Raw genomic sequence first — 25,914 nt, forward strand, 5'->3', positions numbered from 1 at the left:
GCGCAGAGGGTCATCTCGAAGGGACGAGGCGCGCAATCAGAACGCCGCCATGCGATTGCCCTGCCGCAAGCGGGGAGAGGTGAGCAATCACCGCGGCAGCTTGGCGATCGCCTCGCTGAGCTCGTGGATCTCGTAGGGCTTGCGCAGGATCGGGAAATCGCCGCGCACGCCGGCGGCGACCTCGCTATAGCCGGTGGCGAGCAGGATCGGCAGGCCGGGCCGGATCTGGCGCAGGTGCTGGGCGAGGCCGAGCCCGTCCATCTTGCCGGGCATGACGATGTCCGAGAATACGAAGTCGACGCCGTTCTTCTCGATCTCGAGCAGCGCAGCTTCGGCATCGGCGACCCTGCGCACGCTGTAGCCGAGCTGTTCCAGCAGGCCGACGCTGACGGAGGCGACGTCCGGATTGTCCTCGACCAGCAGCACCGTGCCGCTGCCGCGGAACGATGATGCTCCCGCCGGCTCGCGCGATGGGGCGTCGTCCGCGCGCGGTAGCAGGATGGTGAAAGTGGTCCCCTTGCCAAGCTCGCTGGCGACCTTGATCGTGCCGCCCGCCTGGTGGGCAAAGCCGTGCACCTGGGAGAGGCCGAGTCCGGTGCCTTTTCCGATCGGCTTGGTCGTGAAGAACGGCTCGAAGATCTTGTCGAGGACGTCATCGGGAATGCCGAACCCGGTATCGCTGACGTCGATCGCGACGAAGTTGCCGGCGAGCGGGGGCTCATGGAGTACGACGTTGTGCGCACCGATCGTCACCGTGCCCCCGTCGGGCATCGCATCGCGGGCATTGATGACGAGGTTGAGCAGCGCGGTCTCGAGTTCGGAGACGTCGGTCTTGATCGGCCACACTTCGCCACTGATGTCGAAGACCAGACGCACGGAGCTGCCGACGCCGGCATCGAGCACCTCGCGGATCGCCGCGATACGCTCGGCGAAATCGACCGCCTGCGGATTGACGCTCTGTCGCCGTGCGAAGGTGAGGAGCTGGTTGGTCAGCGCCGCGCCGCGCTTGGTGGCGGTCTCGATGGCCGAGATCGCGCGCTGAACCTTGGCCTCGTCGTCAGTGCCCCTCTTCAACATGTGGAGGCTGCCGCTGATGATCATCAGGAGATTGTTGAAATCGTGAGCCACCCCTCCGGTGAGCTGGCCGAGCGCATCGAACTTCTGGGATTCGGCGAGCTGCTTCTGCATCACCTCGAGCTTGAGCTGCGTATTGCGGCGTTCGGTGATGTCGCGCGTGATCTTGGCGAAGCCGACCAGCTCGCCGTCCTCATAGATCGGATCGATCACGACGCTGGCCCAGAAGAACGTGCCGTCCTTGCGGACACGCCAGCCTTCCTCCTCGTAGCGGCCCTTTTCCCGCGCGATGCCCAGCGCCCGCGCCGGTTTGCCGTTGGCGCGGTCGGTCTCGGTGTAGAAGCGCGAAAAATGTTGGCCGAGGATTTCCCCGGGCGAGTAGCCCTTTATGCGCTCGCCACCGATGTTCCAGCTCGTGATGATCCCGCTGGGGTCGAGCATGTAAAGGGCGTAGTCGGCAACGCCTTCAACCAACAGCCGGAAACTGCGTTCGCTCTCGAACAAGTCTCTCTGCTGACTAGACTTTTTAACCATTCCGGACCCCGCCTCGACGGGGGCAAACGCCCGAGGCGCCGGATGGTTCCCCCAATCTGGGACATTTTTAGGCAAACATCGGGGGGCGTATGCAAATCGGCCGCCGCTCACGAGACGCTGCGCAGCGCGTTCGAGGCCATCTTGTGAGCGTTCGGCCTCAAGCCGCCGTGCCGCTCCGGAACGTCGCCGTCACTGCACGCAGCGCCGTAAGCTTAGCGGGATCGCTAACCTTGGAATGCAGCATCACTTTCGAGCTGCCGAGTTTCGGCAATTTCTGTGCCGGCCCGATGTCGACCAGCCCGGGAGGCGCAATCCGCCGCGCCAATGGCGCGACCGCGAGGCCGGCAAGCGCGGCCGCGACGGCCGCCGTGACGCCACCGCCGACGAAGCGCTCGCGCCAGGCGATGCCGGCCTTGTCGAGTGCGCGGACGGCAACGGCGCGGACGCCGCAAGGTGGGGCGAGCGTCGCAAGCGGCAACGGCTCACCTTTCCGTAGCGTGAAGCGTCTTGCGGCGAACCAGCCGAACTCGTCCTCGGCCAATTTTTCGCCGCCGCGACGGCTGCCCTCCTGGCGCACGATCACCGCATCGAGCCGCCCCGCGTCATAGGCATCCTGCATCTCGCGCGAGAAGCCGATGGTGACGGCGAGGGTGAGATTCGTAGACATCGCGTGCAGGCGTTCGAGCAGTGGGACGAGTTCGGGCCCCGCCGCATGGTCGGAGATGCCGAGCGAGAGCGTCTGCGCGACTGAAGCCTCACCTGACAGCGCCCGGTCATGCGCCTCCATCAGCGCGCGGGCACGATCGCGGAACGCGGCGCCCTCGGCGGTGAGCCGGACCGCGCGCGGCGAGCGTTCGACGAGACGCTTTCCGAGCAGCGTCTCCAGCCGCTGCATCTTCAGGCTGACGGCCGCCTGTGTTGTGCCGAGCGCCTCCGCGGCGCGGGTGAAGCTCTGGAGCTCGGCGACCAGCAGGAAGGCCTGGACGGTGGCGATGTCGAGGACGGCTGTCATCACAAGTCGTTATCATTGATATCATCAACGATAACATACCAAAATGGCGAAGGGAGATCTAGCTTCTCATCAACGCCGCGCGACCTGCGCGGCTCCGGAGGAGAACATCCATGCCCCTGATCACCGTGTCCTACACCACATCCCGCCAGTCGCCCTCGCTGAAGGCCGACATTGCGAACGCCGTGTCCGAGCTCACCGCAACGATCCTGCACAAGGACCCCAAGGTGACTGCCATCATCGTGAAATCGGTCGATGCAAGCGACTGGTTCGCCGGCGGCAAGTCGCTCGCCGAGCAGAAGCTTGCGAGCTACTGGATCGACATCCACGTCAGCGAAGGCACCAACACCAAGGACGAGAAGGCGGCCTATCTCGCTGCCATGTTCAGGCGCATGGCCGAGCTTTTGGGCCCGCTGCATCCCGAGACCTATCTGCACGTCGACGAGGTCAAGGGCGATGCCTATGGCTTCGGCGGCCTCACTCAGGAGCGCCGCTACATCGCCGGCAAGCTCGAGGTCCCGCTCAAGGCGGCGTGATGCCGGAGGTCGCGGGTGACGATCTCACCCGCGGCACGGACCGGACATCGAGGATCGTCAGCTCGCGAGCCGGAGCTGAACTTCGGAATTGTTCAGAAAGCACATCTTGTCGAACAGCTTCAGGTCCAGCGGATTTGGCAGCCTGACATCGCCGAGATCGGGGCATGGCTTGACGGAGGGGTCGTAGGATCGATTGATCTGCGAAATGAAGACGACGACCAATCCCCTGTCGTGTGCGAACGATTTCAGTGCGCGCACCTGAACGGAGAGGTCCGGCTCCCGCCTCTGATCGAGCAATTGCAGATAGTCTATCACCACGACCGTGCCGCAGGGAGCTGCGGCCATTTGCTTGACGACGTAGTCGGCGCTGATGGCGTCGGAGCAATCGATCTCGAACAGCCTGTCGAATTGTGCGGGTTCCACGCCGATCGCGCGGAGGCGGTCCAGAACCTCTTTCTCGGTATATTCGAGCGAGAAGAACGCAGCGCGATGGCCCGACCGCATTGCCTCCACCGCAAGCTCGAGGCTCATCAGGGTTTTGCCGTGACCAGGACGCGCGCCGACCAGCACCAGGTCGCCCGGCCGGAATTGCGAGAATAGCCTGCTGGCCGGCGTCACCGCCGCCGCCTTCGCCGCGAGCATGCTCCAGGCCGAAAACCCCTCAATCGTCGCGATGCGGTCAAGCGCCTCGTGAAGCGGAATGCCTCGCTCGCGGGACATGCGTTTCGCCTTGCGCTTCAGATGATAGATGGGCGCAGATAATTTCATCGCGAGAACCTCCCATTGCGAGCATGATCGCAACCCCTCCTTATGCCTGGCGCTCGAACAGTCGGTCGAAGATCAATTCGCCCGGTATGAAGTCTACTTTCCCGGCGGAGGGGGGGAGGTGTGGGCGACACCGAAACAAGCATAGCTGATTCCGCGAAGACCACGGAAGCGTCAGACCGCCGCTTCCGGCACCAGCGCGCGTGTCGGCCCGAACAATTGCTCGAACGCCTGGCGCAGCGCGATGTCGACATCGGCCATGGCCACGAGCTGGCCGAGATCGACCAGCGAGGTGACGCCATAGCGGGGATCGGCGACGCCGCAAGGGATGATGCCGGCGAAATGCGACAGCTCCGGCTCGACGTTGATCGCAATGCCATGGAATGACACCCAGCGTCTCAGCCGGACGCCGATCGCCGCGATCTTGTCCTCATGCTCTGGCCCCTTGTCCGGCCGCCTGACCCAGACCCCGACCCGGTCCTCGCGCCGCTCGCCGCGCACGTTGAAGGCCGCCAGCGTGCGTAGAATCAACTCCTCCAGGCTCGCCACATAGGCCCGGACGTCCGGCCGGCGGCGCTTGAGGTCAAGCATGACATAGGCCACCCGCTGGCCGGGGCCGTGATAGGTGAGCTGGCCGCCGCGTCCGGTCGCAAATGTCGGGAATCGTGGATCGAGCAGGTCGGATTCTTTGCCCGAAGTGCCGGAGGTGTAGAGCGGGGGATGTTCGAGCAGCCAGACCAGCTCGGCAGCCTCGCCCGCGGCGATCGCCGCGACTCGGGCCTCCATGGCGGCTACCGCGTCCGGATAGGGCACCGGAGCGTGCGAAATAAGCCACGTGACGGGCTCGCCGCCGGCGGCGGAAAACGACGCCAAATCGAGCCCGTGACGCGGGTTTTGGCGGGGGTTTTCAGGCGAATTAACCATTGGCTAACCATAACGTGGTGATCATGACCGGAGCAAATGCCAAGTTCTTTGGTTCAAAGTCCTTTGGTTCACAGTCCCAAGTTGCGGCGGTCCTGACAGTGCCCACTCTCGATAAAGTCACCGTGGATCTCATGGTCGTCCTCGGGACGACCACCATGCCGATCCATCAGGTATTACGTCTTTCCCGCGGCGCCATCATCGAACTGGACGCAACCGAGGCCGACGAGGTCAAGGTTTTGGCCAATAATTTGCCGGTCGCCTCCGGCGTCGTGCTGGTCGATCGCAACCGGATCGCGGTCGAGGTCAAGCAGATGCTGCCGCGCACGCCGGGGACGCGGTAGCGCCCCGGGGACGAGGTAAAGGCCTGGGCACGGGCTGAAGCCAGATCCCAAGGGAAGGGGCATGAACTTTCCTGCCTTGTGGAATTCGGGGCCTTTGCAGGCTTGTATCCCCCTGATGGATTTGTTAGATCGGCGGCCGCTGATCCGGCCAGCCTAAGACCTCAGGCCGGCATCTCCTAGCGCTCGTGGCGGAACTGGTAGACGCGCTGCCTTGAGGTGGCAGTGGGTAACACCGTGGGGGTTCGAGTCCCTCCGAGCGCACCACACCCACATATTCGGAGCGTCCGGAGCGGTCGCTTCGTCTGCGGACGGCTGGTCGAATATTCATCCCCTTTGTCCGGTCCACGAATTCAGGCCGGACGCCCCACCAAAAGCGCCATTCACGCGGGTCCGCGAGCGAACCCGCTCGCATCAGGCCACGTTAGCGCAGAATTACCAGTCATTTGGTACGAAGGAACTAGTTCCGGGGGCGGGCGTTATCCAGGCAAATCCAAGCAAGTCGAATTCCGCAACCAGAGGGGAGCCAGGCCATGGGCCGAATGGCGAGCGATGATGCGCGCGAAAACGAACCTTGGACCGCGATTTTGTCTGCTCTCGAGAACGGCGCCATCGTGGTCGATAGGAAGGGAAACCTCGTTTGGGTCGATGAGAAGACCCGAAGTCGGCTGGATGGAAGTCTCAAGAGCCTTGAGCTGCCCCTTCGGAGGCCGGCAGGTCAAAGCATCGATTGCTTCGTTTCGGTTCGAACGCTGACGCTGTCGGATGCGCCGACCGCCATCTGCATCATTCAGGAAACGGAAGAGGCAAACCAGGACACGATGTCGGCGATCGAGTCGGTCCTGGCAGATACAACGTCTTTTGCCCGAACCATTATCGAGAAGCTGAAGGGTGTCCGTATCGCTCAACCGAATCCTTCTGTGGCGGATATCGAACTGCTCACCGATCGCGAGCGGGAGATTCTTGGACTGATCTGTCAGGGCAAGAGCGACCTGCACATGAGCGAGCAGCTGCACCTGTCCCAGAACACGATCCGCAACCACGTTGCATCGGTCTATCGCAAGATCGGCGTCAATCGGCGAAGCGCGGCAATCCTTTGGGCGCGTGAGCGCGGGATCACCAACGAGGCTTTGGCGGAGGCAAGACGGCGGCGACCGCGTGCGGATCGAGCGGAACGTTAGCCGCTACTAGTCGCCTAGTATTTCTCTCTCTCTTGCGCTCCGGGGAACCATGTTGTTCCTTCGGAGCGCAGGCTTGTTGAGCGACCGAAGACCGCCGGAGGGGCGAGCAGTGGCAGCTTTGGTTCGGCATTGGCCCGACGATCAAAAAAGTAAGGCTATGTCCGGTGGCTGCTCCGCTCGTGCTACGACTCTACATTGCGGGTAACTCGGCGAGCTCCCGCCGCGCCCAGCAGAATCTTGAGCGCCTTCGCGCCTCGGTGAGCAGCAAAGGCTGGGACGTCGAGATCATCGACGTGCTCACGCGTCCTGATCTCGCCGACCGCGCCGGCATCATTGCCACGCCGACCCTTTCGTACGAGGACGGCCCTCGCTCCCGTCGCATCGTCGGAGACCTCAGCGATACCAAACGCATCCTTGAATTCATGGGAATCGAAGGAGATCACGCATGACCGCCCAGGATAGCGGCCAAGACGGCGACCAGGAGACCGAGATCTCCAGCGTACTGGAGCGGGTCAGGACCGGCGTCGATGCGTTCGATGAATTGGTGATGGGTGGGCTCCCGCGCGCCCGAACGACGGTCGTCGGCGGCACGCCTGGAAGCGGCAAGACGGTGTTCGCCACCCAGTTTCTCGCGCACGGCATCGAGACGTTCAACGAGAACGGCGTGCTGGTCACGTTCGAGGAGCCGCCCGCCGATATCGAGGCCAATATGAGCGGGTTCGGCTGGGAACTGGCAAAGTGGCGGAAGGCCGGTCGCCTCGCGTTCGTCGACGCGAGCCCACCGAGCACGGACGAACTGGTCATCGGCGACTTCGACCTGGAGGGGCTGCTGTCCCGAATCATGCATGCAGCCAGGAGCGTCAACGCCAAGCGCGTGGTGCTGGACTCACTCACTCAGCTTTTCGATCATTTCATCAGCGATCCCAAGATACTGAGGCGCGAGCTGTTTCGCATCAGCACGGCCTTGAAGAAGGCGGGCCTGACCGTGCTGATGACGGCGGAGCGAAACAGCGAATATGGAGAGATCACGCGGCATCGGCTCGAGGAATTCGTCGCCGACAATGTCGTCATCCTGCGTAATCTCCTCTACCGAGAGAAGCGCCGGCGGACGATCGAGGTGCTCAAGATGCGAGGCAGCCATCACGCGGAGGGCGAGGCGCCATTCACGCTGTTGACAGGACGCGGGGTCGTCGCCATTCCGCTGTCGTCTCTCCGGCTCGAGCAACAGTCCAGCACCGTGCGGGTCACCAGCGGAAATTCTGCAATCGACGAGATGTGCGGCGGAGGCTTCTTCCGAGACAGCGTGACGCTCGTGAGCGGAGCCACAGGCACCGGAAAGACGCTGCTGGTCACGAATTTTCTCGCAGGCGGCGTCGAGGCCGGGGAAAGAGCCATTCTGTTCGGATACGAGGAGAGCAAGGGCCAGCTCTTCCGAAATGCCACGGGCTGGGGCGCCGATTTCGCGCGGATGGAGGCGGAAGGAAAATTGAAGATCGTTTGCCTGTACCCCGAAGCCCAGGGGCTGCCCGATCACCTGTTGACGATCCAGGCGCTGGTTGACGAATTCAAGCCCAACCGAATTGCCGTCGACAGCCTTTCGGCCCTGGAGCGAATTGCCCCCGAGACCGGCTTCCGCGAGTTCCTGATCAGCCTGACATCCTTCATCAAGAAGCGGGAGATCGCCGGTTTGTGCACGGCGACCAGCAAGTCTCTGGTGGGCGGCGAAAGCGCAAGCGAGCAGCACATTTCCACCATGACCGACTCCATAATTCTGCTGCGATACATCCAGGAGCAGGAGATCATGCATCGCGGGCTGATGGTGTTGAAGATGCGCGGCAGCGAGCATGCCAAGGAGATCCGGCGTTTCACGATAGACGGCGCCGGCATGCATTTGGGTGAGCCGTTCAGTCGGGCTCCGAACGTATTCAGGGAATGAGCTCGCCGACGCATTTCACATGGCCGCTTCAGGTGAATCATGAGCATAGCGGGTCCGTCCACAAAGCCGGCGATCGATCAGTCCGAGGTCCGGTTTCTGATCGAAAAGAATGCCGACGGCATCATTGTCGTCGATGAATCCGGCGTCGTGCTGTTTGCCAATCCGGCCTCGGAAACGATCTTTGGCCGCCCGATCGGATCGTTGATCGGATCACCCATCGGCATTCCCTTTGTCGTGGACGATATGACCGAGATCTCGGTTCATCAGCCGGGCGCACGCGTCATCGATGCGGAAATCCGCACGGTTGAGACGACTTGGGATGGCCGGCCTGCGCGCCTTGCGAGCATTCGCGACATTTCGAGCCGCAGAGCCACCGAGGAGCGTCTGCGCCATGCCGCCAAGATGGAGGCAGTGGGTCGGCTGACCGCCGGCATCGCACACGATTTCAACAATCTGCTAACGGTCGTGCTCGGAAATCTGGAAAGCGCCATGCGCGTGACTGCAGGAGCCGACAGCCGGATTGCCAATGCGCTCGAAAATGCCGCGCGGGGTGCCCGGCAGGCCGCGCAGCTGACGGCGAAGCTGCTGAGTTTTGCCCGCCAGAAGCCGCTGGAGGCCCGGCTCGTCGATCTCAAGGAGCTGATCTCGAGCTTGTCCGATCTGCTGCAACGGACGCTCGGAGAGACGATCGTCGTCAGAACGACGGTCGCAGAGGATCTTTGGCCGGTCGAAGTGGATCCGACGGAGCTGGAATCGGCGATTCTGAACTTGGCCGTGAACGCCCGAGACGCGATGCCGGAGGGCGGAAGTATCGCAATTGAAGTGGCGAATATCGATCGAAAGCTCGCCGATGAAACCCGCGAGGATGAAGGACGCCCAGGCCCTCACGTCCTCATCGCCGTGACCGATTCAGGCTGTGGAATGACTCCTGACGTGCTCAGTCGCGTGTTCGAGCCTTTCTTCACGACAAAGCCGGATGGAAGAGGAACGGGGCTGGGCCTCAGTCAGGTCTACGGCTTTGTGAGGCAGAGTGGGGGCCACATTACGCTGTCGAGCAAGCCAAATGGCGGAACAAGGATCGAGATCCTGCTTCCGAAGGCGGCGGCGCAATCCGACGCTCTGCCGCCGCCGCAAGCCTCAAAGCAAGACAGTCCGTTTGTCCTCCACTCACGAGAGGGCGAAACCATCCTTGTCGTCGAGGACAACGAGGATGTGCGGGCTTTCGCGAGCAACAGCCTCCGCGAGTTCGGATATGTGGTGATCGAAGCGAGCGACGCGCATTCGGCGCTGAAGATACTCGAGCGCGGCGCCAGGGTCGACCTTCTGTTCACGGATCTTGGCCTTCCCGGCCAGCTCACCGGGAAGGACCTCGCCGAGTGTGCTCGTGCGCATCGCCCCGGGTTGAAGGTTCTCATCACCACCGGCTATGCCGGTGACGTCCTCATTCGCGAAGGCCGCCTCGAGGCCGGCACCAGACTGCTCAGCAAGCCGTTCTCCTCGGCGGAGCTTGGTGGCAGGGTGCGCGAACTCTTGAACCACGGAAACGCCCCCACGCGGCGCGTCCTTGTCGTCGAAGACGAATTCCTCTTGAGCCTGCTGCTCACGGACATGCTCTCGGAGAGGGGCTTCGTCACCGAGGCCGCGACAAGCTTCGAGGAGGCAGTCCTGAAGGCGAGAAGCACGCACCACGAGCTGGCGGCCGCCGTGGTCGATCTCGGGCTTCCCGACCGACCCGGAGATGGACTGGTTGAGGAGCTTCGAGCCCTGCGGTCAGACCTGCCCATCGTCCTGACAACTGGCTACGCCGATGACGAGATTCGGCAACGCTTCGCGCCTGCGGCGCGACTTGAAATTCTGACCAAGCCCTTCGACGTGGATCAGCTGATCGCCGCGCTTGAGCGAATGGAGGTTCACTCGTAGATACTGAATGTGCAGCTGAACTCCATGAGCAATTCCCTGTATTTCATGCCGGCTTTATCGGATTTCGTAATTGGAACCAGGCTTCCCTCGGGCCGTTAAAGGCCCATCTTGCCGGACGCTCCTGCACTTCGGCCGGCAATATTCGCAGCGAGGAGAGTGGCGATGGCAAGTGCGGCAGATCGTGATCCCCGACACCATACACAGAAGATGCAGAAGGCTCTCCGCGATATCCGGAGCCATTTGCGCGAGGACATCGAGAAAGTCGACGAACCGCAGTTGAAGGCGATGTTCGAAACGTCCGCCGAGGTTTTGGGCGGCCTCGAGAAGGCTTTCAAAGACTACGAACAAAAGAACGAGAAGGCATGGCGCTGATCACAGCACGGTGCGGCCCCATTCACGGCAGGGCTATCGCATATGAAGGAAGCGTGGCGGATAGCTCGCCGCGGCCATCCATGAGACGCCCGCCTGCGGCGGGCCATCAGGATTAGGTCTCGTTTGGCGGCCGAAGTTCATGGCCTTGCTCGGCGCGAGCGTCGCAACAGGAGCGCCGCGTGCTGTCAGCTGGTGAGGCCCGCTTTGCGCAAACCATCGAGAAAGTGCTCGCGGTCGGCGGGATCGCGATAGCGGTCGGCTCGGGCCCGGGCCAAGTCGAGTGTCTTCGCGGGTGCGGCCTCGCCACGCGCGTTAAGTTCTCGACGCCGCTCGCTGATGAATGCCTCTGCTTCGGATCGGGCCTCGTTGAGCCGTCCGATCTGCGCATAGCACGCCGCGAGGAGAGCGTGTGACCACCTATCGAGCGATCGCGCCTCCATCAACGCATTGACCGCCTGCGTATACTCGCGGCCCGAATAGAGGGCGAGCGCGTGATACCAATGGTACAGGTTGGGCGGAAAGGGATTCAGCCGTTTGGCTGACCCGATCCATAGGAGGGCCTCGCGCCACCGTCCCCAATAGACCAGAATGTTGGCGAAGACGGCGACGACGTCGGCATCGTTTGGATTGAGTGCGAGAGCTCGACTGAAATGGATTTCGGCCTTGGCGTCTTCATTCAGCAGGAACAATAGCTGTGCGAAGACGCCATGAGACCAGGCGTCGCCGCCGTCGATGTCGAGCGCGGTCTCGATCTCGCGAAGCGCCTCGTCCAAAGTCGCGATGGTCGGCGATTCGAGAAACGCGTCGCAGACCATGGTCCAGGCGATGTTGACGTGGGCGCGGGCATATTGCGGGTCGAGCGCGACGGCGTTCCGGAAATACTCCCTGGCTTCGGCCATGCCCTTCACGGTCAGCTGACGCCACCGCTCGTTCCCCAGTAGAACCAGATCGTAGGCGGTCACGCTGGCGGTCGGCTTGCATCGGGCGATCTCGCGGCCGGCGTCCTCAAGCCGGCCCGGCAGAGCCGCGACGATCGCCCCGACGATCTCGTCCTGGAGCGCGAAGATGTCATCGAGTTCACGGTCGTAGCGCTCGGTCCAGAGATTATAGCCGCTCGTGGCGTCGAGCAGTTGAACGGTCGCCCGCACCCGGCTGCCGATCTTGCGCACGCTGCCCTCGGCGACATACCTGACGCCAAGCTCGCGGCCGACGCGCTTGATCTCGGGAGGCTTGTCCTTGTAGGCGAAGCTGGAGTGGCGGGCGACGACGAACAGCGACCTGAACCGCGATAGTTCGGCGATGATATCGCCTGTGATGCCGTCGGAAAAGTAATCCTGCCGGGGGTCGCCGCTCAGATTCGAGAACGGAAGCACTGCAAGTGACAGCCTATCGGACCCTGCAGGCGCCGATGAGGCAGGCTGGCCGGCTCCAAAGTCGATGGCGACCGGCGGCCCGACATAACGGTAGCCGCGGCGCGGCAGCGTCTCGATCCAAGCCGCGCCCCTGTCGCCGTCGGCAAATATTCGCCGCAGGGCGGCGATCTGAACCGTCAGATTGCTCTCCTCGATCGCAAGCCCCGGCCACGCCGCCTGCATCAATGCGTCCTTGGAAACCGGTGTTCCGGCCCGTTCGATCAGGAGCCGCAGCAGCACCACGGCGCGCCGACCGAGCGCGACCGGTTCGGCCTCGCGAAACAGCATCTCGGCCTCTGCATCGAGCCGGTAGGGACCAAATTCGTGGGTGGTCATCGCCTGGAGACTACATTTTTCGCGACTTTTTCGGAACTGATTTAGGACCTCCGGGAAGCGCGGGATCATGCTGCGGCGGCGCTGCCAATTTGGAGGTTTGCCCAATGCGCGACCATTGCGATGTGCTCGAGGCGGACGACCTGCTGCCTCGCCCTGATCCGGACGTGATTGCCGGCACCCCGGAGCCGGCTCGCCACCTGCTCGAGACCATCCAGGGACTTGCCCCGCTGATCGCTGCGCAGCGCAGCAAGTTCGACGATGCGCGGCGCTTGCCCGACGCGGTGTTCGCGGCACTCGCTGACGCCGGTCTATTCCGCCTGTGGCTGCCGCGTGCGCTCGGTGGACCCGAGTTGTCTCCCTTCGCGTTCATGCGCGTTGTCGAGCCCGCCTCGGCGCTCGATGGTTCAGTCGGCTGGCTGGTCGGCAACGGCGGCGGCATGAGCCGGCTCGGCGGCTATCTCGGCGAGGCCGTTGCACGCGAGTGGTTTGCCGACCCGCGCGCCTTCGTCGTCAGCGCGACTGGCGCAGTCGGCATGGCAACGGCGGTTGCAGGGGGATACCGCCTCTGGGGACGCTGGCCGTTCGGCAGCGGCGCGGATCATGCGACCCGTTTCATGGTGCTGGCTAGCATCAAGCCTGAGGACCCGGCGTCGCCACTTCTCTGCTGCTATCTCGATCGGGCAGACGTGACCATCCACGACAACTGGCATGTGTCCGGACTGCGCGGCACCGGAAGTTGCGATTTCGAAGCGCGCGATGTGTTCGTGCCGGCCGCGCGCCGCGACCGACCCAGCCCGGACTGCTCTATCGCATGCCGCCATTATCGGTATTCGCGTGGAGCATCTGCGGCGTGCCGCTCGGCATAGCGTCCGGCGCCATGACCTCGTTCGCGGAGCTCGCCTGCCGGAAAAGCAACGTTGGCAGCCGGGTCCTGCTGCGCGATCGTGAGACAGTCCAGGCAACGCTGGGTCGGGCGAGAGCAACGCTTCGCGCCGCCCGCGCCTTCCTGAGTCATGCCATGACGGACCTGATGGCCGCTACCGCTACGGGCGGCAAGCGACTGGTGGAGGCGCGGGCGGACATTCGGATCGCCAACGCACACGCGGCAGAGACTGCGATGTCCATTACCGATGAGCTGGCCACCAGTGTGGGCGCGGCCGCCATCTTCGAGACCTGCGTCCTGGAGCGCGCCGTCCGCGACGTGCGCGCCGTCGCGACGCATATCGCGATGAGTCCGAACAACTACATCATCGCCGGCCGGCTGGCGCTTGGGCTCGATTCCGGCACCGCGAGATTTTGAACGTCACCTGATCACCAGCGGAGTTGCCCGATGTCTGTGATTTACCGGCTGGCGCGCGCCCAGGATCTGGAAGTCGCCGATGCTCTCGTCGTGTCCAGCATCAACGATCTCACGCAACGGCATGGCTTTGGGCCGATGGCCGCTTCTTCTCCTCCCCGGTTTCAGTTGTATTCCATGCAGGACGACCCCGACGGTCTGTGGGTGGCGGAGGAGGGCGAGCGGATTCTCGGCTTCGCCTGGAGCTGGGTCTGCGGTGACATGTGGTTTCTGGCCCAGCTCTTCGTGTCTCCCGATCAGCAGGGACGCAGCATCGGCCACGAACTGATCAAGCGGACCCTGGAGCACGCCGAGACATCGGCCGCCTCCAACCGGGTGCTCATTACCTTCAGCTTCAACACGGTCTCGCAAGGTCTCTATATCCGCCATGGATTGCTGCCGCGATTTCCCATCTACAGCGTCGGCGTATCGCGAGAGCATCTGATGGGTCGTCTGCACGGTGCGCGGTTTCAATTCACGCCGCTCGATGATGCGGCTTCGACGCTGCGTCGCCTAGTTCAGGCGGACGAGCGGGTGCTTGGCGTGTCCCGCGAAAAGCATCATCGCTATCTCATGAGCGACCGCGCGACGAGAGGGGTCAATCTCTACGACGGCAGCGACTGGGCGGGCTACGCTTACGTGGACGCCGGCGGACACATCGGACCGCTCGCGGTCCTGCAGGCGAATGCCGTCGCTCCCGCGTTCAGGACGGCGCTGCATTTGGCGCTTGAGAGTGGCTCGTCGCGGATATCGGCCTTCCTGCCCGGCGCAAGCGGGCCGGCTCTCAACACCGCGATCGAGCACGGAATGCGGATCAAGTGTCCGATGTTGCTGATGTCCTCGCGTGAGTTCGGAGACTGGGCCCAGTATCTGCCGCGCAACCCGGGCTTCATGTGACCGGACGGGAAGCGCAAGCGGGCCCAAGGTCAGCTCAAGGGCAGCCCAAGGGCAGTTCCCAGGAACCAAAGCCTTTGCGTTCGCATTGCCGTCGCTGAACTCGGCGGGGAATGCCAGCTGACGGCGTGCGGCCGAGCGCCTGACGGTGGAGAACGATGAGGGATAGTAGCTCGGAGATTGCCGAGATCAGGGATGCCGTTCACCTCTGCATCGACATGCAGAACATCTTTGCGCCGAGCGGGCTCTGGGCGACGCCCTGGATGGAGCGGGTGCTGCCGACGATCGCCTCAATCGTTTCCCGCCATCCGACCAGAACGATCTTCACGCGCTTCATCACGCCGCAGGATCCGGAAGACCGTCCCGGCCAATGGCAGAGCTATTTCCATCGCTGGCGCCAGGCCACTCGCAGGTATCTTCCGCCATCCGGTCTCGAACTCGTGCCGGCCCTGAGCGAGTTCGTTCCTCCGGCCGTCATTATCGATAAGCCGGCCTATTCCGCATTCAGCAATCCCGGACTCGCGAGTCTGCTGATCGAAAAGAATGTCGGTGCGGTCGTGGTCACGGGCGCAGAGACCGACGTCTGCGTGCTGTCGACGGTGTTGAGCGCCGTCGACCTCGGCTTCAGGGTCGTCATCGTCGAGGACGCGCTGTGCAGTTCGTCCGACGTCGGGCACGATGCGCTCATGACGATGTACCGCACCCGCTTTCACGGCCAGGTCGACCTCGTGACCGCGGAGGAACTGGAGGAGTTCTGGCGGGAGTAGATGGCCGATGAAGCGCGGCGCCCGATTCACATAACCTAGTGCGCGGGTCCCCCAAGGTGGTCAAAGTGTGCGGGCTGGAAAGGGGGCTGCGATGGCGATGGACCGCATCGAACAGGCTTTTATCGCCACTGCAATCACGGGCTTTCTCGTGATGATGGCGGCCATCGTTTGGATGATGATGGAGTGACCGCGCGAGGTTTCCTGTCTTGCGCGCCGCGCTGCCCTATGTCACCCCTGGCTCGCTGTCGCGCATCTGTTCTGATCGTCAACCGCGCGGATCGGCGATGAGTGCGGCCAGCTTCCGCGCCATCGCGCCGAGATCGATTGGCTTTTCCGGAAGCGGCACGTCCTCGAATTCCGGACCGACGGTGATCTTGTCATAGCCTGTGGTGAACACGAACGGGATGTTGCGCGCCTTCAGTTCGCGCGCAATCGGAAAAATCATCTCGCTGCGGATGTTCACGTCCAGCACCGCGCCATGCAGGATGCTGCCGTCGTGCAGGATTTTGACGGCATCCTCGAAATGACCGGCCGGACCCGCAATCTCCGCGCCCAGCGCGCGAAACGTGTTGCCGATGTCATCGGCGAGAAAATACTCGTCCTCAACAACGAAAATGCGACGCCCGGCGAGCGGCCCGCGCTGATGCGACGGGTTGGGCGATGTTGCCATGGTGCCTCAAGCCTCCGCTTCCAGCCCCTTGGAACATACAAGGGGGACCCGCCTTGGTAAAAAACGATGCGACCCAAATGGCTAACCGCGACATCATCGTCATCGGGGGCTCGGCGGGAGCGACCCAGCCCCTGAAGCAGATCCTCGGCCGCTTGCCGCCCGATCTGCCGGCAGCCGTCTTCATCGTCCTGCACATCCCGGCGCAAGGGATCGGCATTCTCTCGACCGTCGCCAGCAGCGTCGCCGCCCTGCCAGTCCGGCAGGCGGAAAGCGGCATGAAGATCGAGCCTAGCCGGATCTATCTGGCTGCACCTGACCACCATCTCCTGCTGGCGGAGGATCACGTGTTGCTCGGGCGCGGCCCGCGCGAGAACATGGTCCGGCCGGCGATCGACCCCTTGTTCCGCTCAGCAGCCCTCTATCACGGGCCGCGCGTGATCGGAGTGCTCTTGAGCGGCCTGTTGTCGGACGGGGCGGCTGGCCTCAATGCCATCAAGCGCTGCGGCGGGATGACCGTAGTCCAAGACCCCTCCGACGCCATTGCCGACGAGATGCCGCAACGCGCGATGGAGGCGACCACTGTTGATGTCTGTGTTCCCAGCGCCGGTATGGGCGACGTTCTCTCCGAACTCGTCAGAGAGCAGGCCGGAGCCATTCTGCCGATCCCGCCCGAGATCAGGCTTGAGGTGGAGATCGCAGCCGGCGACCGGATCGGCAGTGACAAGCTTGTCTCGATGGCCGATCCCGTCGCGCTGACCTGTCCGGCGTGCGGGGGCGTGCTGTCCGAGGTCAAGGAATCGCGCCCGATACGTTTCCGCTGTCAGGTCGGTCATGCTTTCGGTGCCGATGTCCTTGCCAAGGAGCAGGAAGGGCGGGTCGACGAAGCCCTGCGTGTTGCTTTGCGCATCATCGAGGAACGCGCGGAACTGGTGCAGCGCATGGCCGCGGATGGGCGTCGCAGTGGCCGGTCCGCCGTTGCCGAGATGTATGAGGCGAGGGCAGCCGAATATCGCGAATATGCCGACATGATCAGGCGCGTCGTGCTAAGGTCGCTGGATGCTCCGTTGCGCAAGCGGGAAGGTTGAGGGCGCTGTCATGGCCATCTCCGTTACCGAATGCTCCGAGCAACTCGATTCCGAGCGCCGCCATCTAACCAAGGCCAATGAGGACATCGAAGAGGGCTCGAAACGTATCCGTGACCAGGAGGATCGGGTTCGAGAGCTCATGGCTGGTGGCCATGACGCGGGTGAGGCCGAGCGGCTCGTCGCCCTTCTCAAACAGACGCTGACCGAGTGGGAGCGCCACCGCGTCCTGATCGAGGAGCGTGTCGCCTATCTCCAGCACGAGATTGATCCTGCGCTGCCGAGATAAGGCTGACGTTGGACGCTCAATTCCACACGATCTCAACCCCGGACGGTCGCGCTGCCGGCCCGAGCTGCGCAGCCTCTATTTTTCCGCGGGTTCAAAATGGGAAGGTCGGCATGCGGGCTGAGCCGCCCTCGGGCCACTATTGGCTCTAAGCATTTCTGCCTTCCATCTATTGGGATAACATCCATTTCTGCTATGTGCTTGGGGGGAGCGGTTCGCCCCGCCAGCCAATGAAAGCTAGCAAGGACATGCACGAAGTCGGCGACCAGCCGGTCGAAAGAGAGCGCCAGATCAGGTCCCCGCTGATCGTGGGGGTGGGTGCCTCGCCGACTGCCCTGGACAGTATCGAGCGCTTCTTTGCCAAGCTCACCGTTGAGCCTGATCAGGCTGTCGTACTGGCGCTTCAGCATCATGAGGCGTTGGACGAGCCGCGGCTGCGCGAAATCCTGCAAAATGCGAGCGCTGCCGTGGTCTCCGGCATCGGCGACGGCCAAACCATCGAGGGCGGTACGATCTATCTTTGTCCACCGGCGATGATCACCACGATCCATGGCGGCCGTTTTGCGATCCGCGAGGCCGAGCAGGCGCCCGGTGAGCGGGCCACGATCGACAGCTTCCTGGTGTCGCTGGCGGAAGAACGCGCCGAGCAATCGATCGGTGTCATACTGGCCGGCACCGGCGGCAACGGCACGCTCGGCGCAGCGACGCTGAAGGATCATGGCGGTCTTGCCATCGCCGAAAAAGTCGCGAGCGAGGAGCTGGATCATCTCGAGGACGCCAACACGCCAGCGGCCATCGCGGACTACGTGCTGCCGCCGCAAGACATTCCGGAGCACATCCGGGTTTATGCCCGCCATCTGCGACGGTTGGACGAGAAGCAGGGGTTTGATGAGGTGCTGGCCGCGGCCGCGGCCTCGCTATCACGCATCGCCGACATTCTGCGCAACAAGACCGGAAACGATTTCCACGGCTACAAGCAGAACACCTTCTTGCGCCGCGTGCAGCGGCGCATGCAGGTGGTCCAGATCGACGAAATCGCCGCCTATGTCGATTTCCTGCGCAACGATAAGGACGAAGTCCAGCACCTCTTCAACGACCTTCTGATCGGCGTCACCGAATTCTTCCGGGACAAGCGCGAATTTGAGGTCCTGGAGACCCAAATCGTCCCGAAGATATTCGAAGGCAAGGGCGCGGGGCAGCAGGTGCGCGTCTGGGTGCTCGGTTGCGCAACTGGCGAAGAAGCTTATTCCATCGCCATCCTTCTCCGCGAGCAGATGGCGCGGATGGATTCCCCGCCGCAGGTGCAGATCTTCGCGACCGACATCGATGGCCGGGCGCTCGCAACGGCGCGCGTCGGCCGCTATCGCACCAATATCGAGGCCGATATGAGCAGCGAGCGCCTGGCGCGCTGGTTCGTCCGGGAGGGCGACACCTATTGCGTGGTGAAGGAACTGCGCGAGATGTGCATCTTCTCCCAGCACAACGTCATCAAGGATGCGCCGTTCTCCAAGCTCGACCTGGTCTCCTGCCGCAACCTGCTCATCTATCTCAATGCCGAGTTGCAGAGCCGGGTGATCCCGCTGTTCCACTTCGCGCTGCTCCCCGATCGCTTCCTGTTTCTTGGCAATTCCGAGAACGTGACGCGGCATCCAAAATTGTTCGCGCCGGTGGACCGCCGCGCCCGCATCTTCAAGCGGCTCGAGACAGGAACGCGGCTGCCGCCGGAGTTTCCGATCACGACCGTGGCGGGAAGGGTCCCCGTCGAGCTGCCGCCGGTGCGTTCGTTCGGCCCCGACGTCGGCCTCGAGCGCCGCGCACAGCGCATCGCGGAGCGCTATGCGCCCGCTTACGTTATCACTGACGACAATTTTCAGGTCCTGCACTTCTCCGGGCGCACCGGCCGCTACATCGAGCCGACGGCGGGCGCCGCCACGCTCGACCTGCTCCAGCTCGTACACCGCGATCTGCGCCTGGAAGTACGCACAGCGCTGGGCCGCGCGGCAGAGACTAACGAGCCGGCCCATGCCGAGCAGGTGCAACTCGGGGTGCATGGCCATCGTATCCTCGTTGACGTCACGGTCGAGCCCATCCAGGACGGCGCCGGTGGCCATCGCAGCTTCGTCGTGCTGTTCAAGGATGGTCCACTCCGCACGATCGAGGCCGGCCAGGCCAATCCAAATGCGCTGGTCAGGACCGAGCATGTCGAGCGGCTCGAAAACGAGCTGCGTGCCACGCGCGAGCGCCTCCAGGCCACCATCGAGGAGCTCGAAAGTACGAACGAGGAGCTGAAGTCCTCCAACGAGGAGTACCAGTCGCTCAACGAAGAGCTGCAATCGGCCAATGAGGAGCTCGAAACCTCGCGTGAGGAATTGCAGTCGGTCAACGAGGAGCTGACCACCGTCAACGGCGAGCTGGCTCATCGCGTTCAGGAATTGACCCGCGCCACCAGCGACCTCAAGAATTTCCTCGAAAGCACGCAGATCGCAACCGTATTTCTCGACAATGATTTGCGGGTGATGACCTTCACGCCCGCGATTACGCAGGTTTTGCATCTGGTCGAAACCGACACAGGTCGTCCCATCAGTCATATTAAGGCGCGCGTCCCGATCGAGGAGCTCTATGACGACGTCCGCCGCGTGCTGCGCACGCTGGCCAGCGCGGAGCGCGAGCTGAGCGCGCCCGACAACGGTACGCGCTACATTGCGCGCGTCCTGCCCTACCGCAGCATCGACAATTTCATCGCCGGTGTCGTCATCACCTTCATCGACGTCACCGCCATCACCCGCGCCGAGGAGCGGCAACGCCTGCTGCTGGCCGAGCTCCAGCACCGCGTCCGCAACACGCTGGGCGTCGTGCGCTCGATCGCTCGTCGCACGGCCGACACAAGCCAGAGCGTCGAGGAGTTTGCTTCCCATCTCGATGGCCGGCTGAGCGCATTCGCCCGCACCCAGGCAATGGTGACCCGCGATCCCGAAAGCGGTGTCGATCTCGAATACCTCGCCGTCGAGGAGCTGCTGGCCTATAATGCCCGGGAAGGCGAGCAGGTGCGTTTGACCGGTCCGAAGGTGCGTTTGCAGTCCAAAGCCGCGGAAACCTTTGCGCTGGCTCTTCACGAACTCGCGACCAACGCGCTGAAATACGGCGCCCTGAGCCAGCCGACCGGGCGCATCGAGATCTCATGGCGAATCGAGGAGAGCACCGAGCCGGCAGTGATGATGTTCCAATGGCGGGAACGGGGCGGGCCGGTGGTCGCACCGCCGCCGCGCAAAGGTTTCGGCACCGAGCTCCTGGAGCGCACACTTGCGTTTGACTTCAAGGGGCAGACCACGATGGCATTCGATCCTGCCGGCCTGCAATGCACGATCACGGTCCCCCTGAGCAGACGCACTTTCCATACGCCGGCGGTGGCTGACTGATGCCGCTTTCAACATCCGACCGCAGCCTCGCTGAACCGGTCATTCGCCGATTGAACGTGCTCAGGCCGATGTCGGCTGAGGCGCGGCAATCACTCGAATACGCGTTGCTTGAGGCATTGCAGCGCACCAGATCGGGCGAGGACCTGATCTCCGAGGGCGATGCCGTCGATAGCGTCCGTCTCGTGCTGTCGGGCTGGCTCTGCCGCTACAAAACCCTTGAGGATGGCCGGCGCCAGATCGTCAACTTCATTTTTCCGGGCGAGAGCTGCGACGCGCACGCATTCCTGATGCCGGCCATCGACCATTCCATCGCGACGATGACGCCCGTCGTATACGCCGAGATCAAGCGTGCACACTTCGAGAGCCTGGTGGCCAACCACCGCTCGCTCGCCGAAGCGTTCCTGTGCGAGACCCTCGTCAACGCCGCGATTCAGCGCGAATGGGCCATCAATCTCGGCCGTCGCGTCGCCCTGGAGCGCGTCGCGCATCTGTTCTGCGAGATCATCGAGCGGCTTCGTCCCGTCGGCATGGTCGACGGCAATTCTTGTGTCATGCCGATCACGCAGACGGACCTTGCGGACGCCACCGGGCTCTCGGTGGTCCATCTCAATCGCACGCTCCAGGAGCTGCGCGCCTCCGGCCTCATCGTGCTGCGCGAGCGCACGCTGACCATCAACGATCTCGGCGCGCTCAAGAACGCTGCCCTGTTCTCGCCGAGCTATCTGCAGCTCTATCGGCGCGGCTGAAATTTCGGATGCCGGCGAGCCGCTGAGCCAGTTCCAGAGTCGTTTCTCTGCCGAGGGCCAGCTTGGGCCGTGTGCTACCGTTGGATTCGCTGCGATCTATCTCACTATGAAGTGGAAGCAATCTGGAGTATTGTGCCTGCATCACCGGCCAAGGCTTTGCCCGTAGGCGCCGGTGGCTGAGAGATCGCGTGCTCCCGCCTGCATTGATCGGGAGCATGCTATGGACGACGATCCTTTCGCCTTTGAAACCCAAGACCTGCTAGAGCGCGCTGATCGCGTAATTGAGGAGAGTGTCCGCCTGCGGGCTCTCAACGCTGAGATCAGGAAGCAGCTACATCTCGCCCGTGATCAATTGGAATGGCAGCTCGCCGGGGCGGTCCTCAAGAAGTAGGGGCGCCGTCCTGTCTGCGACTGGTGAGCGCGCGGGCTTTCGCAAACTTCCACGAACCAAGCGTCGATCGTCCCGCTTCCGAGCGGCTCATTTCGACAGGCACGGCAACGCCGTTAAGATCTTAATCCAAGTTAGTGCCTGCATGAATTTTGAGCCGGCGGCGCATTTTGAGTAACTTGCGTAAAAGGCACTTTCACGCTGGCGTCCTATCATGGACCGATGCGCGATCCCCTCCTTTGCCGCGCAGCCGGCACGATAGACATCAGCCGCGCTCTGCGGGAGCAGCATCGACTGCTTGCGGCCGAGCACCGCCAGGCCGCGGGTGAACTGCGCCTTGCGCTCATGGAGAGCGCCATGGTCCTCACCGAGGTGAAGGCTCATCGTGACAATCGGGAAGACGAGTTCACATCGAGTGCCGGTTAGGCGATCTGCTGCCAGGTTTTTTGCGGAACCCGGCAACCGCTCCGCTTCTGGAGCGTTGATGGTTCGCCCACGCCGTTTGGGTGTGGCTAGCGCCTGACCATGGGGAACGCAACGGCGCGCTCTGCCCGATCATCAGGGAGAACGCCTCATGTTGATGCGGCATCGATCGAAGCAGACGGATCCGCTGGAGATACGCCTCGCCGCTGAAGCGCAGCGGCTGCGCGAAGAAGCCAAGGCGCTGCCGCCGGGAGCGGCACGGGACGAGATGTTGCGCAAGGCGAGGCAAGCGGAGACCGGCTCTCAGATGAGCGAATGGCTTCGATCACCAGGCTTGCAGCCGCCCGACTAGAACCACGCAGAGGCATGCGCAGACTGGCGCGCAAGGCCGCGGCGCAAATAATGCGACGCGGGTCCGGGCTGCACGCACCGGGAACAGGTTAGATGTCGGCGCGTACCGATGCGCTGGTGTCGTGGGCAGAAACCGGAAAAATGAGCACCACGTCCATCGTCCCCGTTGCGTCCGGTTGTCACCCGGCGGTGCCTTCCGTCAACGCCGCTTCGCGGCTTTGGTTCGCCTGTTATACGGCGAGCGATTGGTGGGCCTCAACGAAATCCCTTCACGCTGCGCCTTGCTGCGGATGGCTGCGGCCGGACGCTGAAGCTTAATGCTCATGACGCCGGTTGGCGTGTTGCCTTTCGCGAGCTGCTTCAGCTTGCTCACGTCCGCAGGCGTCCACGGCTCGCGCGCGCGGCGCTTGTAGGCGGGATGCGCCTTGCGTGGTCCTTTGCGGCCGATCGGTGAGCCCGGCCGTTTCCATGCTGCTTTCGCCATGATGATCCTCCTTCAAGTCCCCCATGAACATGCGAATCAGAATTTCGGTTCCGGCGCAGTCGAATTGCGCTGCGACGCAAACCTGCTGCGTAGCCGCGAGCAAAATCACGCATTGTTAACTTATTGAAATGCCGGAACCCGCTGATGCGGCGGAAGCTACAAACATCGCCGGGCTGGGCCGCCCCAGCCGGTACGAAACCTGGGCCCCGGTGCCCGACCTCCCGCCGGGGCCAATTTCCTTCCATCCAAATGATTTGTGAAACGACAATGACCGCCAAACGCAACCGCAGGAAACAGACCCAATCGCTCCAGGAGCGGCTGGCTGCATTCGCCGAAAACGCCCGCGCACGTGCGCGCAGCCTGCCGCCCGGTAGGGAGCGCGAGATGCTGCTGCAACGGGCCAAGCAGAACGAGGTGACCTCGAACCTGACGGACTGGCTGAGCGCGCCCGCCCATCCCAGGCGAGATCGATGACGATGCCGGGCATGAAGCACTATCGCGCTTTCCAGATCGATCGCGACGGTCATGTGTTCGGATGCATCAATCTCGTCTGCGGCGATGACGAGCAGGCCAAACGCGAGGCCGCCGCGCTCGTGCTGGTCCATCGCATCGAGCTATGGCGGCTGGACCGGCGGATCGCGCATTTCGATCTGGCTCAGGAAGCCGTTCGCCAACAGGCATTCGGGAACTAGCCGCTGCGCCCCGGGTTGGTCGAACGCGCCCGACTTTGCCAGGAGCCAGCATGACGGAAGCCGACATTCGCAAGGGGATGCCGCCCGTCAGGCTGTCGCGCGAAGAATTCGAGAGCCGTTACAGGAGCCAGTTCGTCGATCCTGCCTTTGCCCCCCTGCAACGCGAGCTTGATGCCATCGTCGGCGCCGCCTGGGACGCTTACAGCCATTCGCGCAAGGCGCCGCTGACGCGCAAGGCGGGAGCAGGCTTCGCCGATCCCGATTACGACATTGCCGTCGATTGGCTGGAGGCGCGTGCCGCCGTGCTTGCGGCGCAGCGACGGCATGACGATGCCAGTGAGACGCTGCGGATCCTGATCATCAACGGCTCGGCCCGCAGCGAGCACACCTGTCCCGGCGAGATGTCCAAGACCTGGCGCCTGGTCAAGTTGGCCGAGCCGGTCTTCACCGAGATGGGATTTGCCGTCGACATCCTCGATCTCTCGCGCCTCGCTTCGGAATTCGGCAAGAATATCCATCCCTGCAAATCCTGCGTCGCAACCGCGATGCCGCTCTGCCACTGGCCATGCAGCTGCTATCCGAACTATTCGCTGGGGCAGGTGGGCGACTGGATGAACGAGATCTATCCGCTCTGGGTCGCCGCCCACGGCATCCTGATCGTGGCGCCGGTGAACTGGTATCACGTGCCCGCCGGACTGAAAGCGATGATGGACCGGATGGTCTGCGCCGACGGCGGCAATCCCGATCCGAGCTCGACCCATGGCAAGAGGGCCGCTGAAGCCAAGGCGATCGAGCTGAAGGGCTGGCCTTATCCGCGTCATCTCGCCGGCCGTCATTACGGCGTCGTCGTTCACGGCGATGCGGTCGGCGCCGAGGGGGTGCGCCGCGCCTTGTCCGACTGGCTTACCGACATGCAGCTGATCTCGGCGGGCCGTTACGCCGAGCTCGACGGTTATGTCGGCTATATGGAGCCATACGCCAATTCGCATCGCGAGCTCGACGAAGACGACGAATTCCAGCAGCAGGTGCGGAATGCGGCGCGCGCGCTCGGCAACGCGGTCCGGCTGGCGCGGAGCGGGCGGCTCCAGGACCCCGGTGCTGGTGTTCAGGACCCAAACCCCAAATGACCAGCGCGCCACTCGATTGCTTGATCGTCGGCGGCGGCCCGGCCGGACTAATGGCCGCAATCTATCTGGCGCGATTTCGCCGCAGCGTCTGTGTCGTGGACGCCGGCGCGAGCCGGGCGGCGCTGATCCCGCGCAGTCACAACGTCCCCGGCTTCGTCCACGGTCTGTCCGGCACCGAATTGATCGCGCGCATGTCGGCGCAACTGGACGAGCTCGCCGTTACGCGGGTCGACGCCGAGGTCACCACATTGCAGCGGCACGCGCATGGCTTTGAAGCGAGCTGGAACGGTCGCGCACATCAGGCCGTCACCGTCGTTCTCGCCTGCGGCATCGTCGACACCCATCCGCCGTTCGTGGAATGGCGCGCGGCGGTCGCGGACGGGCTGTTGCGCTATTGTCCCGTCTGCGACGCCTTCGAGGCCGCCGGCCGCCGCACCGGCGTCGTCGGCCCTCTTCACCGCGCTGCCGGCAAGGCGTTGTTCCTGCGCGGCTACTCGCGCGACGTGACGCTGCTCGCAACCGGTCCGGACGACGGGAAGGCAGCAGCGTCAGAGCTGTCTGAAGCGGGTGTGAGGCTCGTGTTCGCGCCCGACCTGCACTTGCGGCGACGCGACAACGGCGTCGAAGCCGCCTTCGCGGACGGCCGGACGGCGCAATTCGACATAGTCTATCCCGCGATGGGCGCGGAGGTCCGCTCGCAGCTCGCGATGGTGCTGGGCGCCGAACATACCGCCGAAGGCTATTTGAAGGTCGACGACCATCAGCGCACGTCGATCGATGGGCTCTACGGCATCGGCGATATCGTCACCGACCTGCACCAGATCTCGGTCGCCTTCGGCCACGCCGCAATTGCCGCCTGCACGATCCATAACAGCCTGCCGCGGCTCTTGGCATGACGCGGCCGGGCCTGGCAGA

29 protein-coding genes and 1 tRNA gene are annotated in these 25,914 nt (G+C 63.5%); 22 read left to right on the top strand and 8 right to left on the bottom strand.

Annotation, left to right across the window (positions count from 1 at the left end; all coding sequences use genetic code 11):
• Positions 1-87: 87 nt before the first annotated feature.
• Both IVA96_RS27955 and IVA96_RS27960 read right to left on the bottom strand, forming a co-directional pair.
• Positions 88-1,608 carry a PAS domain-containing sensor histidine kinase gene (locus tag IVA96_RS27955; RefSeq protein WP_247420547.1) on the bottom strand — a complete coding sequence of 507 codons (1,521 nt, stop codon included), beginning with the start codon at positions 1,606-1,608 and terminating at the stop codon, positions 88-90.
• A gap of 157 nt (positions 1,609-1,765) precedes the next feature.
• A complete protein-coding gene (locus tag IVA96_RS27960; RefSeq protein ID WP_247420550.1) occupies positions 1,766-2,620 on the bottom strand; it encodes a LysR substrate-binding domain-containing protein in 855 nt (284 codons plus the stop codon).
• 110 nt (positions 2,621-2,730) lie between these two features.
• Between IVA96_RS27960 and IVA96_RS27965 the strand changes: the two genes are divergently transcribed.
• The gene (locus tag IVA96_RS27965; RefSeq protein WP_247420552.1) at positions 2,731-3,153 is read left to right on the top strand and encodes a 4-oxalocrotonate tautomerase family protein; all 423 of its coding nucleotides are present in this window, start codon (positions 2,731-2,733) and stop codon (positions 3,151-3,153) included.
• Positions 3,154-3,210: 57 nt separating this feature from the next.
• Here IVA96_RS27965 and IVA96_RS27970 read toward each other — a convergent pair whose 3' ends face one another.
• A complete protein-coding gene (locus IVA96_RS27970) occupies positions 3,211-3,921 on the bottom strand; it encodes a DNA helicase (protein WP_247420554.1) in 711 nt (236 codons plus the stop codon).
• 171 nt (positions 3,922-4,092) lie between these two features.
• Positions 4,093-4,842: a lipoyl(octanoyl) transferase LipB gene (lipB, locus tag IVA96_RS27975; protein WP_247275718.1), complete on the bottom strand. Its 750-nt coding sequence runs from the start codon at positions 4,840-4,842 to the stop codon at positions 4,093-4,095.
• Between the two features lie 98 nt (positions 4,843-4,940).
• Between lipB and IVA96_RS27980 the strand changes: the two genes are divergently transcribed.
• From IVA96_RS27980 to IVA96_RS28010, 7 genes are all read left to right on the top strand, one after another.
• Positions 4,941-5,183, top strand: coding sequence for a FliM/FliN family flagellar motor switch protein (locus IVA96_RS27980; RefSeq protein WP_011088012.1), 243 nt, complete (start codon positions 4,941-4,943; stop codon positions 5,181-5,183).
• 179 nt (positions 5,184-5,362) lie between these two features.
• Positions 5,363-5,447 (top strand) — tRNA-Leu (locus IVA96_RS27985).
• 266 nt (positions 5,448-5,713) lie between these two features.
• Complete coding sequence (locus IVA96_RS27990; RefSeq protein ID WP_247420557.1) at positions 5,714-6,361, top strand: response regulator transcription factor; 648 nt, start codon at positions 5,714-5,716, stop codon at positions 6,359-6,361.
• Between the two features lie 164 nt (positions 6,362-6,525).
• Entirely contained in the window at positions 6,526-6,810 is a 285-nt protein-coding gene (locus IVA96_RS27995; protein ID WP_247275720.1) for a circadian clock KaiB family protein, read from the top strand.
• Positions 6,807-8,297: a circadian clock protein KaiC gene (gene kaiC, locus IVA96_RS28000; protein ID WP_247275721.1), complete on the top strand. Its 1,491-nt coding sequence runs from the start codon at positions 6,807-6,809 to the stop codon at positions 8,295-8,297. The genes IVA96_RS27995 and kaiC overlap by 4 nt, the downstream gene beginning before the upstream one ends.
• Positions 8,298-8,336: 39 nt before the next feature.
• Positions 8,337-10,217 carry a response regulator gene (locus IVA96_RS28005; protein ID WP_247420559.1) on the top strand — a complete coding sequence of 627 codons (1,881 nt, stop codon included), beginning with the start codon at positions 8,337-8,339 and terminating at the stop codon, positions 10,215-10,217.
• Positions 10,218-10,379: 162 nt separating this feature from the next.
• Positions 10,380-10,589, top strand: a complete 210-nt coding sequence (locus IVA96_RS28010; RefSeq protein ID WP_247275783.1) for a hypothetical protein — start codon at positions 10,380-10,382, stop codon at positions 10,587-10,589.
• A gap of 185 nt (positions 10,590-10,774) precedes the next feature.
• Here the strand turns inward: IVA96_RS28010 and IVA96_RS28015 are convergent, their stop codons facing one another.
• Positions 10,775-12,337 carry a winged helix-turn-helix domain-containing protein gene (locus IVA96_RS28015; RefSeq protein WP_247420561.1) on the bottom strand — a complete coding sequence of 521 codons (1,563 nt, stop codon included), beginning with the start codon at positions 12,335-12,337 and terminating at the stop codon, positions 10,775-10,777.
• Between the two features lie 104 nt (positions 12,338-12,441).
• Between IVA96_RS28015 and IVA96_RS28020 the strand changes: the two genes are divergently transcribed.
• From IVA96_RS28020 to IVA96_RS28035, 4 genes are all read left to right on the top strand, one after another.
• Positions 12,442-13,203, top strand: a complete 762-nt coding sequence (locus tag IVA96_RS28020; RefSeq protein ID WP_247420563.1) for an acyl-CoA dehydrogenase family protein — start codon at positions 12,442-12,444, stop codon at positions 13,201-13,203.
• A complete protein-coding gene (locus IVA96_RS28025) occupies positions 13,149-13,637 on the top strand; it encodes an acyl-CoA dehydrogenase family protein (RefSeq protein ID WP_247420565.1) in 489 nt (162 codons plus the stop codon). Before IVA96_RS28020 ends, IVA96_RS28025 begins: the two co-directional genes overlap by 55 nt.
• Before the next feature lie 30 nt (positions 13,638-13,667).
• The gene (locus tag IVA96_RS28030; protein WP_247275725.1) at positions 13,668-14,570 is read left to right on the top strand and encodes a GNAT family N-acetyltransferase; all 903 of its coding nucleotides are present in this window, start codon (positions 13,668-13,670) and stop codon (positions 14,568-14,570) included.
• 155 nt (positions 14,571-14,725) lie between these two features.
• Entirely contained in the window at positions 14,726-15,334 is a 609-nt protein-coding gene (locus tag IVA96_RS28035; protein WP_247275726.1) for an isochorismatase family cysteine hydrolase, read from the top strand.
• 265 nt (positions 15,335-15,599) lie between these two features.
• Here the strand turns inward: IVA96_RS28035 and IVA96_RS28040 are convergent, their stop codons facing one another.
• Positions 15,600-16,004 carry a response regulator gene (locus tag IVA96_RS28040; RefSeq protein WP_247275727.1) on the bottom strand — a complete coding sequence of 135 codons (405 nt, stop codon included), beginning with the start codon at positions 16,002-16,004 and terminating at the stop codon, positions 15,600-15,602.
• 77 nt (positions 16,005-16,081) lie between these two features.
• Here IVA96_RS28040 and IVA96_RS28045 point away from each other — a divergent pair, with 77 nt between their 5' ends.
• From IVA96_RS28045 to IVA96_RS28065, 5 genes are all read left to right on the top strand, one after another.
• A complete protein-coding gene (locus IVA96_RS28045) occupies positions 16,082-17,089 on the top strand; it encodes a chemotaxis protein CheB (protein WP_247420569.1) in 1,008 nt (335 codons plus the stop codon).
• 10 nt (positions 17,090-17,099) lie between these two features.
• Positions 17,100-17,375, top strand: a complete 276-nt coding sequence (locus IVA96_RS28050) for a hypothetical protein (protein ID WP_247275729.1) — start codon at positions 17,100-17,102, stop codon at positions 17,373-17,375.
• A 245-nt stretch (positions 17,376-17,620) separates the two neighbouring features.
• Positions 17,621-20,788, top strand: a complete 3,168-nt coding sequence (locus IVA96_RS28055; protein WP_247275784.1) for a CheR family methyltransferase — start codon at positions 17,621-17,623, stop codon at positions 20,786-20,788.
• Positions 20,788-21,534, top strand: coding sequence for a Crp/Fnr family transcriptional regulator (locus IVA96_RS28060; protein ID WP_247275730.1), 747 nt, complete (start codon positions 20,788-20,790; stop codon positions 21,532-21,534). The genes IVA96_RS28055 and IVA96_RS28060 overlap by 1 nt, the downstream gene beginning before the upstream one ends.
• Before the next feature lie 220 nt (positions 21,535-21,754).
• On the top strand, positions 21,755-21,925 hold the full coding sequence (locus IVA96_RS28065) for a hypothetical protein (protein WP_247275731.1): 171 nt from the start codon (positions 21,755-21,757) through the stop codon (positions 21,923-21,925).
• Positions 21,926-22,012: 87 nt separating this feature from the next.
• Here IVA96_RS28065 and IVA96_RS28070 read toward each other — a convergent pair whose 3' ends face one another.
• Complete coding sequence (locus IVA96_RS28070) at positions 22,013-22,306, bottom strand: hypothetical protein (protein WP_247275732.1); 294 nt, start codon at positions 22,304-22,306, stop codon at positions 22,013-22,015.
• Between the two features lie 190 nt (positions 22,307-22,496).
• Between IVA96_RS28070 and IVA96_RS28075 the strand changes: the two genes are divergently transcribed.
• The gene (locus tag IVA96_RS28075) at positions 22,497-22,697 is read left to right on the top strand and encodes a hypothetical protein (protein ID WP_247275733.1); all 201 of its coding nucleotides are present in this window, start codon (positions 22,497-22,499) and stop codon (positions 22,695-22,697) included.
• Positions 22,698-22,895: 198 nt separating this feature from the next.
• Here IVA96_RS28075 and IVA96_RS28080 read toward each other — a convergent pair whose 3' ends face one another.
• A complete protein-coding gene (locus tag IVA96_RS28080; protein WP_247275734.1) occupies positions 22,896-23,180 on the bottom strand; it encodes a hypothetical protein in 285 nt (94 codons plus the stop codon).
• Between the two features lie 267 nt (positions 23,181-23,447).
• Between IVA96_RS28080 and IVA96_RS28085 the strand changes: the two genes are divergently transcribed.
• From IVA96_RS28085 to IVA96_RS28100, 4 genes are read left to right on the top strand one after another with little or no spacing between them, the layout of a single operon-like run.
• Positions 23,448-23,654, top strand: coding sequence for a hypothetical protein (locus tag IVA96_RS28085; protein WP_247275735.1), 207 nt, complete (start codon positions 23,448-23,450; stop codon positions 23,652-23,654).
• Positions 23,651-23,872: a hypothetical protein gene (locus IVA96_RS28090; RefSeq protein ID WP_247275736.1), complete on the top strand. Its 222-nt coding sequence runs from the start codon at positions 23,651-23,653 to the stop codon at positions 23,870-23,872. Before IVA96_RS28085 ends, IVA96_RS28090 begins: the two co-directional genes overlap by 4 nt.
• A gap of 50 nt (positions 23,873-23,922) precedes the next feature.
• Positions 23,923-24,999, top strand: a complete 1,077-nt coding sequence (locus IVA96_RS28095; RefSeq protein WP_247420577.1) for a flavodoxin family protein — start codon at positions 23,923-23,925, stop codon at positions 24,997-24,999.
• Entirely contained in the window at positions 24,996-25,895 is a 900-nt protein-coding gene (locus IVA96_RS28100) for an NAD(P)/FAD-dependent oxidoreductase (RefSeq protein WP_247420600.1), read from the top strand. The genes IVA96_RS28095 and IVA96_RS28100 overlap by 4 nt, the downstream gene beginning before the upstream one ends.
• The last annotated feature ends 19 nt before the right edge of the window (positions 25,896-25,914 follow it).

The organism is Bradyrhizobium sp. 159 (assembly GCF_023073795.1).
In the GTDB taxonomy this organism is placed as follows: domain Bacteria; phylum Pseudomonadota; class Alphaproteobacteria; order Rhizobiales; family Xanthobacteraceae; genus Bradyrhizobium.

Excerpts from the sequence above, each read along its gene's own strand:
- IVA96_RS28085 (WP_247275735.1), top strand. The coding sequence starts at position 23,448 with ATGACCGCCAAACGCAACCGCAGGAAACAGACCCAATCGCTCCAGGAG.
- IVA96_RS28005 (WP_247420559.1), top strand. The coding sequence starts at position 8,337 with ATGAGCATAGCGGGTCCGTCCACAAAGCCGGCGATCGATCAGTCCGAG.
- IVA96_RS28040 (WP_247275727.1), bottom strand. The coding sequence starts at position 16,004 with ATGGCAACATCGCCCAACCCGTCGCATCAGCGCGGGCCGCTCGCCGGG.
- IVA96_RS27955 (WP_247420547.1), bottom strand. The coding sequence starts at position 1,608 with ATGGTTAAAAAGTCTAGTCAGCAGAGAGACTTGTTCGAGAGCGAACGC.
- IVA96_RS28100 (WP_247420600.1), top strand. The coding sequence starts at position 24,996 with ATGACCAGCGCGCCACTCGATTGCTTGATCGTCGGCGGCGGCCCGGCC.
- IVA96_RS28015 (WP_247420561.1), bottom strand. The coding sequence starts at position 12,337 with ATGACCACCCACGAATTTGGTCCCTACCGGCTCGATGCAGAGGCCGAG.
- IVA96_RS28025 (WP_247420565.1), top strand. The coding sequence starts at position 13,149 with ATGCCGCCATTATCGGTATTCGCGTGGAGCATCTGCGGCGTGCCGCTC.
- IVA96_RS28050 (WP_247275729.1), top strand. The coding sequence starts at position 17,100 with ATGGCCATCTCCGTTACCGAATGCTCCGAGCAACTCGATTCCGAGCGC.
- IVA96_RS28070 (WP_247275732.1), bottom strand. The coding sequence starts at position 22,306 with ATGAGCCTTCACCTCGGTGAGGACCATGGCGCTCTCCATGAGCGCAAG.
- kaiC (WP_247275721.1), top strand. The coding sequence starts at position 6,807 with ATGACCGCCCAGGATAGCGGCCAAGACGGCGACCAGGAGACCGAGATC.
- IVA96_RS28075 (WP_247275733.1), top strand. The coding sequence starts at position 22,497 with ATGTTGATGCGGCATCGATCGAAGCAGACGGATCCGCTGGAGATACGC.
- IVA96_RS28080 (WP_247275734.1), bottom strand. The coding sequence starts at position 23,180 with ATGGCGAAAGCAGCATGGAAACGGCCGGGCTCACCGATCGGCCGCAAA.
- IVA96_RS28030 (WP_247275725.1), top strand. The coding sequence starts at position 13,668 with ATGTCTGTGATTTACCGGCTGGCGCGCGCCCAGGATCTGGAAGTCGCC.
- IVA96_RS28045 (WP_247420569.1), top strand. The coding sequence starts at position 16,082 with ATGGCTAACCGCGACATCATCGTCATCGGGGGCTCGGCGGGAGCGACC.
- IVA96_RS28095 (WP_247420577.1), top strand. The coding sequence starts at position 23,923 with ATGACGGAAGCCGACATTCGCAAGGGGATGCCGCCCGTCAGGCTGTCG.
- IVA96_RS28010 (WP_247275783.1), top strand. The coding sequence starts at position 10,380 with ATGGCAAGTGCGGCAGATCGTGATCCCCGACACCATACACAGAAGATG.
- IVA96_RS27960 (WP_247420550.1), bottom strand. The coding sequence starts at position 2,620 with ATGACAGCCGTCCTCGACATCGCCACCGTCCAGGCCTTCCTGCTGGTC.
- IVA96_RS28035 (WP_247275726.1), top strand. The coding sequence starts at position 14,726 with ATGAGGGATAGTAGCTCGGAGATTGCCGAGATCAGGGATGCCGTTCAC.
- lipB (WP_247275718.1), bottom strand. The coding sequence starts at position 4,842 with ATGGTTAATTCGCCTGAAAACCCCCGCCAAAACCCGCGTCACGGGCTC.
- IVA96_RS27965 (WP_247420552.1), top strand. The coding sequence starts at position 2,731 with ATGCCCCTGATCACCGTGTCCTACACCACATCCCGCCAGTCGCCCTCG.
- IVA96_RS27970 (WP_247420554.1), bottom strand. The coding sequence starts at position 3,921 with ATGAAATTATCTGCGCCCATCTATCATCTGAAGCGCAAGGCGAAACGC.
- IVA96_RS28090 (WP_247275736.1), top strand. The coding sequence starts at position 23,651 with ATGACGATGCCGGGCATGAAGCACTATCGCGCTTTCCAGATCGATCGC.
- IVA96_RS28060 (WP_247275730.1), top strand. The coding sequence starts at position 20,788 with ATGCCGCTTTCAACATCCGACCGCAGCCTCGCTGAACCGGTCATTCGC.
- IVA96_RS28065 (WP_247275731.1), top strand. The coding sequence starts at position 21,755 with ATGGACGACGATCCTTTCGCCTTTGAAACCCAAGACCTGCTAGAGCGC.
- IVA96_RS28055 (WP_247275784.1), top strand. The coding sequence starts at position 17,621 with ATGCACGAAGTCGGCGACCAGCCGGTCGAAAGAGAGCGCCAGATCAGG.
- IVA96_RS28020 (WP_247420563.1), top strand. The coding sequence starts at position 12,442 with ATGCGCGACCATTGCGATGTGCTCGAGGCGGACGACCTGCTGCCTCGC.
- IVA96_RS27990 (WP_247420557.1), top strand. The coding sequence starts at position 5,714 with ATGGGCCGAATGGCGAGCGATGATGCGCGCGAAAACGAACCTTGGACC.